Source organism: Actinomadura sp. NPDC000600 (assembly GCF_040492135.1).
Taxonomy (GTDB): Bacteria; Actinomycetota; Actinomycetes; order Streptosporangiales; family Streptosporangiaceae; genus Spirillospora.
Genome location: NZ_JBEUPD010000019.1, coordinates 64853 through 78013, shown reverse-complemented (window position 1 = coordinate 78013; position 13161 = coordinate 64853). Strand labels below are relative to the sequence as shown.

General features: G+C 74.7%; 11 protein-coding genes. 8 read left to right on the top strand and 3 right to left on the bottom strand.

From position 1 onward, the window contains the following. Window positions 1-63: 63 nt before the first annotated feature. From ABWI07_RS26110 to ABWI07_RS26075, 8 genes are all read left to right on the top strand, one after another. A complete protein-coding gene (locus ABWI07_RS26110) occupies window positions 64-321 on the top strand; it encodes a hypothetical protein (protein ID WP_149262134.1) in 258 nt (85 codons plus the stop codon). Window positions 322-516: 195 nt separating this feature from the next. Next, the gene (locus ABWI07_RS26105) at window positions 517-2055 is read left to right on the top strand and encodes a hypothetical protein (protein WP_200842195.1); all 1539 of its coding nucleotides are present in this window, start codon (window positions 517-519) and stop codon (window positions 2053-2055) included. A gap of 97 nt (window positions 2056-2152) precedes the next feature. Beyond that, on the top strand, window positions 2153-3685 hold the full coding sequence (locus ABWI07_RS26100; protein WP_235037124.1) for an SseB family protein: 1533 nt from the start codon (window positions 2153-2155) through the stop codon (window positions 3683-3685). A gap of 60 nt (window positions 3686-3745) precedes the next feature. Continuing rightward, complete coding sequence (locus ABWI07_RS26095) at window positions 3746-5884, top strand: TY-Chap domain-containing protein (protein WP_353820096.1); 2139 nt, start codon at window positions 3746-3748, stop codon at window positions 5882-5884. Beyond that, the gene (locus tag ABWI07_RS26090) at window positions 5881-6249 is read left to right on the top strand and encodes a UCP033725 family protein (protein WP_149262131.1); all 369 of its coding nucleotides are present in this window, start codon (window positions 5881-5883) and stop codon (window positions 6247-6249) included. The genes ABWI07_RS26095 and ABWI07_RS26090 overlap by 4 nt, the downstream gene beginning before the upstream one ends. Window positions 6250-6271: 22 nt before the next feature. Further along, window positions 6272-7024: a LamB/YcsF family protein gene (locus ABWI07_RS26085; protein WP_149262130.1), complete on the top strand. Its 753-nt coding sequence runs from the start codon at window positions 6272-6274 to the stop codon at window positions 7022-7024. Then, window positions 7021-7635, top strand: a complete 615-nt coding sequence (pxpB, locus tag ABWI07_RS26080) for a 5-oxoprolinase subunit PxpB (protein WP_149262129.1) — start codon at window positions 7021-7023, stop codon at window positions 7633-7635. The genes ABWI07_RS26085 and pxpB overlap by 4 nt, the downstream gene beginning before the upstream one ends. Beyond that, complete coding sequence (locus ABWI07_RS26075) at window positions 7632-8480, top strand: 5-oxoprolinase subunit C family protein (protein WP_149262128.1); 849 nt, start codon at window positions 7632-7634, stop codon at window positions 8478-8480. The genes pxpB and ABWI07_RS26075 overlap by 4 nt, the downstream gene beginning before the upstream one ends. A 16-nt stretch (window positions 8481-8496) precedes the next feature. On the opposite strand, the gene ABWI07_RS26070 is transcribed toward ABWI07_RS26075, so the two are convergent. The 3 genes from ABWI07_RS26070 to ABWI07_RS26060 all read right to left on the bottom strand — a co-directional run bounded on the left by ABWI07_RS26070 (window position 8497) and on the right by ABWI07_RS26060 (window position 12991). Beyond that, window positions 8497-9210, bottom strand: a complete 714-nt coding sequence (locus ABWI07_RS26070; protein ID WP_353820095.1) for a histidine phosphatase family protein — start codon at window positions 9208-9210, stop codon at window positions 8497-8499. Window positions 9211-9284: 74 nt separating this feature from the next. Then, window positions 9285-10370, bottom strand: a complete 1086-nt coding sequence (locus ABWI07_RS26065; RefSeq protein WP_353820094.1) for a winged helix DNA-binding domain-containing protein — start codon at window positions 10368-10370, stop codon at window positions 9285-9287. Between the two features lie 62 nt (window positions 10371-10432). Further along, the gene (locus ABWI07_RS26060; protein WP_149262125.1) at window positions 10433-12991 is read right to left on the bottom strand and encodes an AAA family ATPase; all 2559 of its coding nucleotides are present in this window, start codon (window positions 12989-12991) and stop codon (window positions 10433-10435) included. Window positions 12992-13161: the final 170 nt, after the last annotated feature.

The window sequence follows — 13161 nt, the reverse complement described above, 5'->3', positions numbered from 1 at the left end:
TGCGCGCTCCGTCTCGCCGGCGGGGCCCCCCGCCGGCAACCCCGTGCGCGGAGGTGTGCGCTGATGCCTGCACTGGCCGATCACCGGAACGAGACACGTGACGCGCTCGCACGAAGGCTGTGCGACGAGTTCGCGTCCTTCCCCTCGGACGCGGTGCACCGGTGTGTGGCCGACGTCCAGGCGTGCATGGCCCATCTCGGCCTGGACGCCACGCCGGCCAGAGTCGAGCGGATGGCCCGGGAGCAGCTCACCGGGATCCTGAAGTCGCAGCCGCCCTCCGGGCGCGCGCCCGCCGGCGGCGCGGGCGGCGCCGACGGTTGACCGGCAGGTCGCCCATGCGGGCGGCGTGTGCGGCGGGTGGCGGCCCATTCCGGTCTTCGCCGGTGTCCCGGCCACCGTCCGCCCCGGATCTGAGACGCTAGAGGTGTGAGTCCCCGCAGCCGCAACCGCCCCTCGGGGGACCCGCCCCGGGACGGCCCGAAGCACCCGGACGAGGTCTCGGCGATTTTCGACGGCATGCTCCAGCACGCTCGCGAACTGCTGGCGGTGCGCAGCCCCCTGGACGCGGAGCTCATCATCAGCGAGATCCTCGGCTCCTGGTGGGGGCAGCGCGTCCCGGACGGCGACGTGGAGGAGGTCATCGGCGAGGCGCTGGTCGACCATGCGGCGGCCGCGGCCACGCCGGCCGCGCTGGCACTGCTCACCGGGATCGCCTACATGGGCACCCCGCGCCAGGCCGCCAAGGCGGAACGCGCGGCGCTGCAACTGATGGCCGACGGCGTCGCCAGACCCGGCTGGGCCGACCGTGTCGGGATGGTCGAGCCGGAGGCGTGCTTCGCCTCCAGGGACGTCTACGGCGACCAGGACTCCGTCATCTGCACCTACACCTACGGGGGCGCCGAGCGCCACGCCCTGATCATCCTGGTCGACCGCAACAGGGCCGGGGTGGTCCAGTCGCGCGGCGGCCCGTCCGCGCCCGCCGCGCGTGCGGGGCGGCCGCCGGCGAGCGGGATGGTCCGGGACGCGTGGGTCTCCTCGCGGGTCGACAGGCTTCTCGACCACTGCCGCCGCGAAGGCCGCGAGAACCCGCTGATGCGGTTCGAGGAGCTCGACCCGCGCGACACCAAGGCGTTGCTGCAAAGCGCCCTGGACCTCACCGACGAGACCGTCGATCCGCCGGTGAACGAGAGCTTCGGCTCCTACCACGCGTTCGTGCGCGCGCGGGTGGACATCCTCCCGCCGGGCGGCCGCCTGCCCCAGCCTCCGGTGTACGGGCGCGACAGGCGCGCCACGATCGCCACGCGGTTCCTCGCCTCGGACGAGGCGGCGGAGCTGTCGGACCTCGCCGCGGCGATCCGGTGCGTCGACCGGATCATCGACTACGGCTGCACGCACGACTTCGGGCGGCCCCTGCGCGTCAGCCCGGTCAAATGCGAGATGTTCCTGCTCGACTGGCTGCCGCGCAAGGTTCTGCTGTCCCCGTCGGAACAGGAGGCGGTCCCCCACGTGCTGGCGGCGTGGGTCCGCTGGGCGGGGCGGCGCACGGGGCTGCCGGAAGAGGGCATCAGGGCGACCCTGGACGCTCTCTGGGACGCCACCGCGCAGTTCTCCGCGGCCTACCGCGATCCGGCCGCCTTCGGCCTCGACCCCGGACTGGTCGCCCGGCTGCTGCCCGACGGCGATCTGGAGGCCCTCCCCCGCCGCGCGTTCGCCCTCCCGTTCCTGTCGGGCACGCACAGGCGGACGGGGCGGCACGGCTTCGTCGACCTGTCGGAACTCGACCCGGCCGACCCCGGCGACCGCCGCGTCCTGCTGGAGTTCGAGCATCCGGGCGGCGGCGAGGAGCACCTCGACGCGCACGCGCGCCTCGCGGCGATGCTGTGGGACGGCGAGCCGCCGAGCCTGTGGGACACCGCCCAGTCGCTGCTGGACGTCGGCTACGAACGGCATGAGATCCTGCACAAACTCATCGGCGTCCTCGACCGCTGCGGGGACGATCCGGAAGCCCTCCGGGAGGCGCTGCGTGTGCTTCGTCACGAACCGCCGCCCGACTGAACTCCTGGTTTGCGCGTCGCGCTCCCGGCGACAATCATCGGGTCCCGGGCGCGGTCTCGCGGGGGTCGGCACCGGCCCTTGGTCGTAGGGAGTGATCTTGTTGGAGTGGTCCGAGTTCGCCCGGCGGCTGGGACGCGAGCTGGCGGGGCTCGAACGGGACACGATCCTGATCGTGCGCGAACGCGATGAGAGCCGTCACTACGTCCAGGCCATGCGCGAGCCCGACCGGCTCTACGCCGAGGCCGTCAGCAACAACTTCCTCGAAGGGCCCCTCCTGCTCACCCTGGCCGACGAGGAGGTCATGAGCGAGGCCGGCTGGCGCCCGCCCGCCGAGCCCGCGCCGCGCAACTGGTGGACGGAGCTGCCGGAGGCGGGCGTCCCCGGCGGGATGCTGAGCGTGACCGAGCGCGACTTCGCACGGCTCGCCGACGTGATGGTCACGGCGCTCCGGGACGTCCAGGGCGTCCGGCGCCCGTCCGACCTCGTGTACGAGTCGTTCCACCGGCACGGGTCCGGCCTCATCGAACTGGTCGACTTCGGTATCGAGGTCGCCGACCCGTCGCGCGTCAGCAAGCGCCGCGCGTCCTCGGAGGGCGTCCACTTCGGCGCCGACGCCCTTCCCGCCGACCCGCTGCCCGCCGACCCGCTCCCGGCCGGCTCCCCGCCCGGCGGCGACTCCCTCGCGGGGACGCGGCTGCCGCTGCCGGAGCACGCGCTGCCCGGCATGGACGCGGAACTGCTCGAACCCCGCCTGGCCGAGGCCAAGGCCAACGGCGACAACACCGCCTACTTCCGGCTCCTGGAGAACGCCGACCTGGTCCTCCCCGCGACCGCCTCCGCCGTGGAGGACCCCGACCGCGCCGAGTTCCCCACCGTCACCATCGGCAGCGGCACCTACGTCACGGTGTTCACCTCGCCCGGGGCCCTGGCCCGCACCGGCGAGCGGCACCCGGGCCTGTACCGGCGCACCTCGTTCGCCCGCCTGGCGGCCGGCTGGCCCGATCCGGCATGGCGCCTGGCCATCAACTGGGGCCTGCCCAGCGAGGTCCTGCTCGACTCCTCCGTCATCGGCCGGTTGCAGGGCGGCCAGGGCGAGCCGCCCACGCCCGTGCAGGACGAGCCCAACCCGTACGGGACGGTCGACCCCAACGCGCTCGCCGGGCCGAACCCCGTGGTCGGTGGATCGGCCCCCTCGGTCAACGGTTCGGCGCACGGCTTCCCCGGGCCGGGCGTGCCGGCACCGGGTGAGGCGGCCCCGGGCGGAGCGGTGCCGGGCGAGGGCGCCCCGGCGGCGGACGTTCCGCGCGACGACTCCCACACGGCCGTCGACCCGTACACGGCCGCCGACCTTCGGGCGGCTCTCGAGGCCGGTGTCCCGCCGACGGCACCGGAACCGGAACCGGCGTCGCCTCTCGGCGCGCCGACCGGGAGCCCTCCCGACCGGCCCGCGCGCCAGGCGCCCCCTCCGGACGAGCGCCCCGCCGGGGTCCCGCTCCGGCCCCCGCACGGGACGCGTCTCTGGCGCGCGGCGGGCGAGGGCGACCAGGCCCCGGTCGCCGTCTACGACGCCATCGGCGGCGTCTGGACACCGGTGCGGGCCGACGCGGTTCCCTCTCCCTGGAGCGAGTGACGCGCCCTTCGGCTACCGTCGAGTACGGAATCCCGCCCCGCACGTGAAAGTGGATCCCCAGTGGACTGGAACGACTTCGCCAAACGGCTGACACTGGAGCTTTCACGGCTGCCGGTCACGTCGTTCCTCATCGTGCAAGGTCCGAGCGGGCTCCCCTACGTCCAGGCGATGCGCTCCGAGGGGACGCTCGACGCCGAGGCCGTCGGCAGCGCGTTCCTGCCCCGCCCGCTCGCGTCGCGGCAGGAGCGCAGGCTGAGGGCGCTCGGTTGGGAGCCGCCGGACGAGGAGGACCGCAAGAACTGGTGGGACCGCCTCACCTTCCGCGAGCGCGGCGGCCGTCGCGGCTCCTCGGAGCTGCTGGAGGCGTGCGCCCTGCTCGCGGGGCAGATGACGGGCGCGTTCCGCGACGTGTACGGCATCGAGTCGCCGCTCGAACTCGTCTACCAGGCGAGCAGGTCGGGCCCCGGAGGCGGGCCCTTGGCGCTGCCCGGGCTCGGCATCCCGCTCGCCGTGCCGGAGGACGAACGCGCCGCCCAGACCTCGGCGCGCCAGGAGCGCCCCTCCGGGTCCACTCTGGAGGCGGCCCTGGCCGAGGCCCGCGAGCGCGGCGACCAGCACGGCTACCTGGAGCTGCTCGCGCGCGCGGTGCTGTACCTGCCCGCGCCCGGCGACCCGGAGGCCGCCGAGCACCAGTTCGCCACGGCGCAGTTCGGCGACGGCACGTTCGTCCTCGCGTTCACCTCGCCGGAGGCGATGGACCGCTCACTCCAGGGGCAGGCGGTCCACCACCGGCGGGCCTCGCTGGCGGAGCTGTCGCGGCGGTGGCCGCATCCGGAATGGCAGCTCGCCGTGAACCCCGGCCTGCCGAGCGCGTGCTACCTGGACGCGAACGCGCTCCTCGAGCCCGAGGAGCCCGGCGCGCCCACGCCGCCGGTCCCGACCGACGTCCACGTGGCCGGCCCGCCGCGCCGCGGCTCGCGCAAGCCCGCTTCCCGGGCCGGAGCCCGGGGCGCCCCGCCGGCCGCCTCGCCCGCCGAGCCGCCCGCAGCCGCGACCGGTTCCCCCACCGCCGCTCCGGCAGGCGCCCGGCAGGCGCCCAAACCGCCTCAGCGCCCGGAACCGGCGCGCCCCCGGACCGAGGCACCCTCGGCCGCCCCCGCCCCCTCACGGGCGAGCACAGCGCCTCCGGGCGGCCCGCCCGCGCCGCCGGTCCACGCCCCCGCGCAGCGCCGACCGGCTCCCGCGCAGGCTCCTCCCGCTCCTCCGCCGCCGCGGCGCCCCGAGGCCCCGGCCGCCGGGCACGCCCCCGTGACCAGGGAGACGCCGGTCACCAGGGAAACTCCGGTCACCAGGGAGGCGGCGGTCGCGAGGGAGGCCTCGGTCACCCGGGAGGCTCCGGTCGTCCGGGAGGCGCCGGCGGCTCCGGAGACTCCGGCGGACCCGCGTGGGCGGCCCGGGCGGAAGCCGCCCGTCCCGCCGAACCCTGCTCGCGAGACGCCGAGCGACCCCCACGGCCTTCCCGCGGCGCCGCTCTACGGCCAGCGGGAGCGGGCACGGGCCGACACCCGGCAGCAGAACGTCCCGGCCGCCGCGCGTGCCGACACGCGGACCCGCGCGGAGAGGACGCCGAGCATCGTCGAACGCGGGGCCCGGTCCGCGCCTGAGGCCGGGCCGGCGACACGACCGCAGATGCCCGCCGACGCGTCCCAGGTCGTGGTGATGCAGAAGGCCGTGCGGCCCGAGCATGTGCAGCACTATCTGGAAGGCGGCTACGACCTGGTCGCCGGCTACGTCCACCGCTTCCAGGACGTCCAGGAGCTGAAGAGCCCCGCCGCGCTGATCCGGGCCCTGGGGCTGGTGTACGAGGGGTCGCCGTTCGCGCCCGCGGACGAGCAGATCTTCGTGATCCGGTGGCCGGCCGTGAAGCCCGCGCTGTTCCGCCGCCCGCTGGGCGGCATCGACGAGTGGAGCATGGGCATCATCCCGGGCGGCTGGGTGATCGAGAAGGCGCCGTTCCCGGGCTCGGGGTACGCGCCGGGCGACGGGCCCGCGATCCCCGAGTTCAAGATCGAGAGCCAGCGCCTGCCGCACGGGGCCGAGATGTACCGGCTCGACGCGCACGGCAGGGAGACCCTCGTGGCGGGATACGACGCCGATCTGCGCAGGTGGCTCGTGAAGCTGCCGGGAGGGCGCGGATGAGCGTCCGGCAGGGCTACTACGCGGGCTGGCGCGGCGCCGAGTACGAGGCGAGCCCGGACGGCGACAAGGTGCGCCTCTACGCCGCGCGGCAGGTGGAGGGGTTCCTCCAGGTCTCCCCGGACCGGTACGTCAAGGTGGTGCCCCTGACGGACGTCGACGGCCTCCGGTACGTGACCACCCAATGCACGTGGCGCGGCGAGCCGTTCGTGGTCCTCGGCGAGCACGAGGGCTGGTTGCGCGTGGAGTACAGCGGCGGCAAGGCGCCGGTGGCGGAGCGGCTCGGCCTGGAGCCGTTCGACCGGGGCGTGTACCAGGCATGGGCGTCCAAGCACGAGGTCGAGGACCTGCGCGAGGAGACCGTCTGAGCACGGGGATCGGTGGTGGGGCATGACGGTCATCGACATCAACGCCGACCTCGGCGAGGGGTTCGGCGTCTGGAAGCTGGGTGACGACTCGGCGCTGCTCGACGTCATCACGAGCGCGAACGTGGCGTGCGGGTTCCACGCGGGCGACCCGCTGATCATGCGCCGGGTGTGCGCGGCCGCCGTCGAGCGCGGGGTGACGATCGGCGCGCAGGTCTCCTACTGGGACCTCGCCGGGTTCGGCCGCCGCGAGATGGACGTGGCCGCGCCGGAGCTGACCGCCGAGGTGCTGTACCAGCTCGCGGCGCTGGACGGCATCGCGCGGGCGGAAGGCGGGCGGGTGGCCTACGTGAAGCCGCACGGGGCCCTCTACAACAGGGTCGCGCGCGACCCCGTCCAGGCGCGCGCGGTGGCCGACGCCGTGCGGGCGTACGACCCGTCGCTCCCCCTGCTCACGCTCCCTGCCTCCGCCGTGCACGACGTCGCCGACGGGCTCACCGTCGTCGCCGAGTGCTTCGCCGACCGCGCCTACACGCCGTCCGGCGCGCTCGTGTCGCGCCGCGAGCCGGGGGCGGTCGTCCACGACCCGGACGCGGTCGTGCGGCGGGCGGTGCAGATGGCGGTGGGCGGCAGCGTCGTCGCCGCGGACGGCACCGAGGTCCCGCTGAAGGCGCGTTCCATCTGCGTGCACGGCGACACCCCGGGCGCGGTCGACCTCGCCAAGGCCGTCCGGTCCGCACTGTCCGACGCGGGCGTCATCCTGGAGTCGTTCGCGTGAACGTGCGGCGGGCCGGCGAGACCGCCTTGCTCGTGGAGACGGGCGACCTGGCGACCGCCCACCGCCTGCACGCCGCCCTCAGGGGCGCGCCGCCGCCCGGCGTCGTGGACGTCGTCCCCGGGGAGCGGACCGTCCTGGTGGTCGCGGCCCCCTCCGCCGACCTGGGACGCCTGGCCGCCCTCATTCCGCGACTGCGCCTGGCCGACGGCGCGGCGGGCGACGCCGGGCCGGTGGAGATCCCCGTCGTCTACGACGGGGAGGACCTCGACGAGGTCGCCTCCCTGACCGGACTGTCGCGCGAGGAGGTCGTCCGGCGGCACTCCGCGGGCTCGTACACGGTCGCCTACCTCGGCTTCTCCCCCGGCTTCGGCTACCTGACGGGGCTGGATCCGGCGCTGCACGTGGCGCGGCGCGCGACGCCGCGGAAGGCGGTCCCGGCCGGTTCGGTCGCGGTGGCAGGCCCCTACGCGGCCGTGTACCCCTCCCGGTCGCCGGGCGGGTGGCGGCTGCTCGGGCGCAGCCGCCTGCCGCTGTGGGACGTGTCGCGCGATCCGCCGTCGCTGCTCCGGCCGGGGGCGCGGGTCCGGTTCGTCCCCGAGGAGATTTCTTGATCGAGGTCGTGCGGCCCGGGCCGCTCGCGACCGTCCAGGATCTCGGCAGGCCGGGCCGCGCGCATCTCGGCGTCCCCCGCTCCGGTGCCGCGGACCAGCGCGCGTTCCGGCTCGCCAACCGGCTGGTGGGCAATCCCGAGGGCGCGGCGGGCGTGGAGTTCACGTTCGGCGGGGCGGTCCTGCGGTTTCACGCGCGCGCCTGGATCGCGGTGACCGGCGCTCCGGTGCCGCTGCGGGTCGACGGCCGCGCTCACGGGATGAACGCGCCCTGCTTCGTGTCGGCCGGCGCCCTCGTCGAGCTCGGCACGCCCGGCTCCGGGCTCCGCAGCTACGTCGCCGTGCGAGGCGGCGTCGCCGTGGACGAGGTGCTGGGGAGCCGGTCGACCGACCTCCTGTCCGGCCTCGGGCCGTCGCCGCTCGCGCCGGGTGACCGCCTGCCGGTCGGTTCCGCCAAGGGCTTGGGACACATCAATGTGGACGTAGCGCCGACGGCGCCCTTGCCGGAGACACCGATCCTGCGCATCCTGCCCGGCCCGCGCGACGACTGGTTCACCCGCACCGCGTTGGCCACGCTCACGTCCATGCCCTACGAGGTGACGCCAGATAGCAATCGCGTAGGAGTACGGCTGAACGGCCCACCGCTCGAACGGGCGCGCTCGGGCGAACTCGGCAGCGAGGGCGTGGTCATCGGTTCTCTCCAGGTGCCGCCCAGCGGGCTGCCCATCATCTTCCTGGCCGACCATCCGACCACCGGCGGCTACCCCGTGGTCGCCGTGCTCGCCTCGGCCGCCGTGGCCGCGGCCGCGCAGCTGCGCCCCGGCCAGAGCCTCCGCTTCCGGCTGTAGCCGGCGGCCCGGTTGCTCAGGTCAGGGGCGCGGGGGCGGGCCGGTCCAGGTGGGAGATGTCGTTGAAGCCGCGGACCGCGGACAGGCCGCCGAGCCTGACCAGCCGGGAGATCGATCCGTTGTCCGCGCCGAGGAACGCGAACGGTCTGGCGCCGGCGGCGGCCGCGAGGGCCTGCGCGATCACACCGCCGTGGGTGAACACGGCGATCCGGCCGCCCGCGTGCGCCGCCGCGAGGCGGGCGAGGCTCTCCTCGACGCGTGCGGCGAAGACCTCGTTCCCCTCCGCCCCCGGGATCACGTCCCAGCGCTCTTCGGCGAACATCCGCCGCGCCACCGGATCGTTCTCGGCGACCTTCTTGCGGAAGAGCCCGCCCTCCCACTCGCCCAGATGCACCTCGCGCAGGCCCGGCTCGACCCGCGGCTCCAGCCCGAGGCGGCGGACGAGCGGCGCCGCCGTCTCCGCCGTGCGGCGCAGGGGCGTCACGTAGACGGCGTCCAGGCGCTCCCCGCCGTCCAGGTGGGCCCCGGCGAGCCGCTCGCCCACCCGCTCGGCCTGCTCCCGTCCCTCCGGCGCGAGCTCGGGGTCGCCGTGGCCGTCCACAAGCGGGAACGGCCGGTCGGGGCGCGCCGGCGCGGAGGCGCCGTGCCTGATCAGAAGGACTTCGGTGGCACCGTCCGGCGCCCTGTACGGCGTCTGCCGGTACTCGCCCGGCTCATCCCGCTCCTCCACGCTGGGCACCCTAGACGACCGATTCAGGCCGTTATTCGGCGGGTTCGGTCATCACGGCCCGGGCGGGACGGCGGTCAGCCCAGCAGCGGAGCCAGGCGGTCGAGCTCTTCCTTGAGCGGCGCAGCGGGGATGTCCTCGAACGGGGTCACGGTCACCTCGCCGTCTGCGGCGTCCCAGACTCCGGCGACCCGCCCCTCGTACAGGACGACCGGGGAGATCCATCCCGCCGCGCGGCTCACCTTGCTCCTGTGGTCGGCCGGTACCAGGTAGGTCGCGCCCGTCCCCGCCCCCAGGACGTACTGGTCGAACCCGCCGAGCAGCCGGACGGACGCGGTGGGCGCGGTGTCGAGGAGTTCGTCCATGTGCTCCGCCTGCACGTACATGGGGACGCCTTCGACCTCGACGGTGGCCAGCCCCTCCTCGGCGGCGGCGAACCACGCCCTGACGTCCTTCTTCCGGCTCTGCTTGCGCATCAGCCAGTTGTCGAACATGTCAGGGGTCGCGGGCCCGTGGGCGCCCAGATAGGCGTGGATCACGGTACGGGCGGCGTCCTCCATGGAGGGCAGGCCCGTCCAGCCAGGAAGCCATCGCGCCGGAGACGTGAACGTGACCTTGTTGCCCTGGGGCGGTCCGTAGCAGAGGACGCCCCACCACGCGAGCGGCTTGAGCAGCGTGCCCCAGCCGGAGCCGAGCACCTCCGCGAGATGCGACGAACCCGTCTCGTCCACGATGGCCCGGGCGAGCTCCTCGCGGGTGAGGGCCGCCCCGCCCGACAGCGCGCCGGCGGCGGCCGCGGCGATCGCCTCCAGGTCGGCCGGGGTGGTGCCGAAGGCCCGCTGCCAGGTCCCCTTCTCCCAGTTGCGGAGGGACGAGCACAGCATGAGGTGGGCGCCGGCCTCGTCCGCGGGCAGCAGGTGCAGGGTGCCGCGCGCCGCCCACGTCTTGACGAGCGTCCGTTCCTCCAGCAGGGCCCGCGGCACCTGGCCGGCGACCGGCGTCCGCCGGCGCACCGCGACGGCGAACTCGGCGGCGGACGCCACCTGCGCCTGCACGCCCGCCAGCCTCCGCGCGATCTCCGGCGCGGACACGTCCTCCGGCCGTTCGACGAACTGCCGCCGCATCCGCCAGGCGAGGACCTGCTTCCACGTCACCGAGGCCATGCCCGATTAAACCGCGGCCCACCGACACCGCACGCCGCGCCCTACGGACGGGGGCCTCCAGATCAGAGGAGGCGGTGGGTCAGCTCGCTGAAGGCGTCCCGGACGTCGTCGGTGGTGAGGAGCGTCAGGTCGGCGGCGGTCGCCGCGGAGCCGAGCCTCGCCGCCCGGAGCGCCCGGCGCGCGCACGCCTTCTCGTACATGGAGCGGGCGAAGCGGCCGTTGCCGAGTTCGTCGATCCGGCCCGTCCCGCATGCGCGCTGGAACACGAGGGCCAGGTCGTCCAGGGCGCTCTCCTCCCACTGGTCGCCGCCCTGCTCGGCCATGAGCTGGGCGATGCGGAGCAGTTCGTCGGGCCCGTAGGACGGGAAGTCCACGCGCACGTCGAAGCGGGAGGCGAGCCCGGGGTTGGAGGCCAGGAACCGGGTCATGTCGGCGTCGTAGCCGGCCAGGATGACGACCAGCCGGTCGCGGTCGTCCTCGGCCCGCTTGAGCAGGGTCTGCACCGCCTCGGCGCCGAACGCGTCGCCGCCCGAGTAGCCCGGGTTGCTCAGCGCGTACGCCTCGTCGATGAACAGCACGCCCCCGAGGGCGGAGTCGATGGCCTTGTTCGTCTTGAGCGCCGTCGCGCCGAGGTGCTCGCCGACGAGGTCGGCGCGCTGGGCCTCGACCACCTCCGGGCGGGCGAGCAGCCCGAACGCGGCGAAGACGCCGCCGAGGACCCGCGCGACCGTGGTCTTGCCCGTGCCCGGCGGGCCCGCGAACACGAAGTGGCGGGTCGGCGGGCGGGTGACCAGGCCCTGCTCCTGCCGCATCCGGGCCACCTGCAACTGGGCGGCGATCTCGCGGACCTGCCGCTTCACCGGCTCCAGCCCGATCATCGCGTCGAGGGAGGCGAGCGCCTCGTCCAGCGTCGGGGTCTCGGTGTAGCCGCGGAACCGCTCGGTGACCTCCGCGAAGGCGGTCTCCACGTCCTCGGCGCGCACGGTGACCAGGTCTTCGGCGGTGGGCCTGGCCGGCGCACCGGACGACGAGACGGCCTCGACCACGCGCACGTCCCGCGCGCGCGCCGCCGCCTCGGCCAGCGACCGGACGAACCTGCCGTTGCCCAGGTCGTCGATGATGCCGCGCCGCTCGACCTCCTCGAAGCGGGCGGCGAGCCGCCGCCGGGCCTCCGCGTCGAGCCGGTCTTCGCGCAGGGCGGTGTGGTAGTCGGCGATCTGCAGCAGCTCCGAGGGGCGGTAGGACGGGAAGTGCACGCGCGTGCCGAACCTGGAGGCCAGCCCAGGGTTGGAGTCGAGGAACTCCTCCATCTGGGTCTCGTATCCCGCCAGGATGACGACGAGGTTGTCGCGGTCGTCCTCGGCGCGCTTGAGCAGTGTCTGGACGGCCTCGTCGCCGAACCGGTCGGGTTGCCCTTCGGCGGAGTTGACCAGGCTGTACGCCTCGTCGATGAACAGGACACCGCCCAGGGCCGAGTCGACGAGCCGGTTGGTCTTGAGGGCGGTCGCGCCGAGGAACTCACCGACGAGGTCCGCGCGGTGGGCCTCGACCAGGGCGGGTTCGGGCAGCAGCCCGAACGCGTAGAAGATCTTGGCCAGCACCCGGGCGACGGTGGTCTTGCCCGTGCCGGGCGGCCCGACGAAGACGAAGTGCCGCATCGGCTTCTCGGTGGGCACCCCGGCAGCGGCGCGCATGTGCGCGGCCTCGATGGACGCGGCGATGGAGCGGACCTGCCGCTTGACCGGCTCCAGCCCGATCATGTTCTCCAGTTCGGCGAGCGCGTCCGCCACGGAGATGTCGGGCGACTCCGTGCGCCGCTCGGGCGGCGCCTGGCGCTCGGGGGCGCTGCCGGAGTCGGCGGCCTGCGCCGCGGCGCGCTGGTCGTGCACCGCCTGCGCGGTGGCGGCGGCTCCGGCCTCACCGGAGCCGCGCCGGTCCGGCCTGCTCGGCTTGTCCGGCCGCTCGCGCTTGTCCGTGCCCGAGGGGTTCTTGCGCGGCGCCGCCGTGGCGTCCCCTTTCGGGCTCGCCTGTTCCTGCACCCAGCCCGTCTCGTAGGCCTCCGCCGGGACGGTGCGCCTTGCCCGGTCCCACCGGTAGGCGAGGACGGCCAAGGCCGCGAGCCATCCAGGCGTGACACTGGCCTCAGGCAGCGGGTTCGCGCACGCCGCCGTGGCCACGCCCGCGGAGGCCAGCCCCAATAGCGTCGTGCGCCACGGCGCGTACCCGCGCAGGCGGAAGGCGACGAAGGCGACGGGCACGGCGAGCAGGCCGAGCAGCAGTTCCGGACTCAGATACGGCGGGTTTCCTTCGTCCGGGTAGAGCCCGCCCAGAGGCACCGACAGGGCGAGCCAGGCCAGGATGACCGTGACGACGGCCATGCCCGTGGGCGAGCGGAGCGTCAGGTGGACGACGACCAGCAGGATCACCGTGAACGCCGCCGCGCCGAGGATCGGGCCGTCCAGGAGGACCGCGGCCACCAGCACGAGCGCGACGAGCAGCACCGCCCCCAGGAACCTCAGTCCGGGAGTGATCTGGAAGTAGCGCCACCTCAGGCGCTCGAAAAGATCCCGCGCCGCGGCGTTCTTCGCCGGGCGGGAGCGAGACCTGCCGAACAAAGCCATCAAAGCGAGTAAAGCGCAGGACCGCCCGGAACGGGACTCCCCGCGCCCTGTTCGTTGACTTACACCGGCCCTGCCTGGTGCGGAACGGAGCCCGTGCCGCACTTGGGACCGGGACAATTGTCCTGTCCAGAAGTGGAAGTTCCACGCTGCGCCCGGAAGGGGCCGCCGCC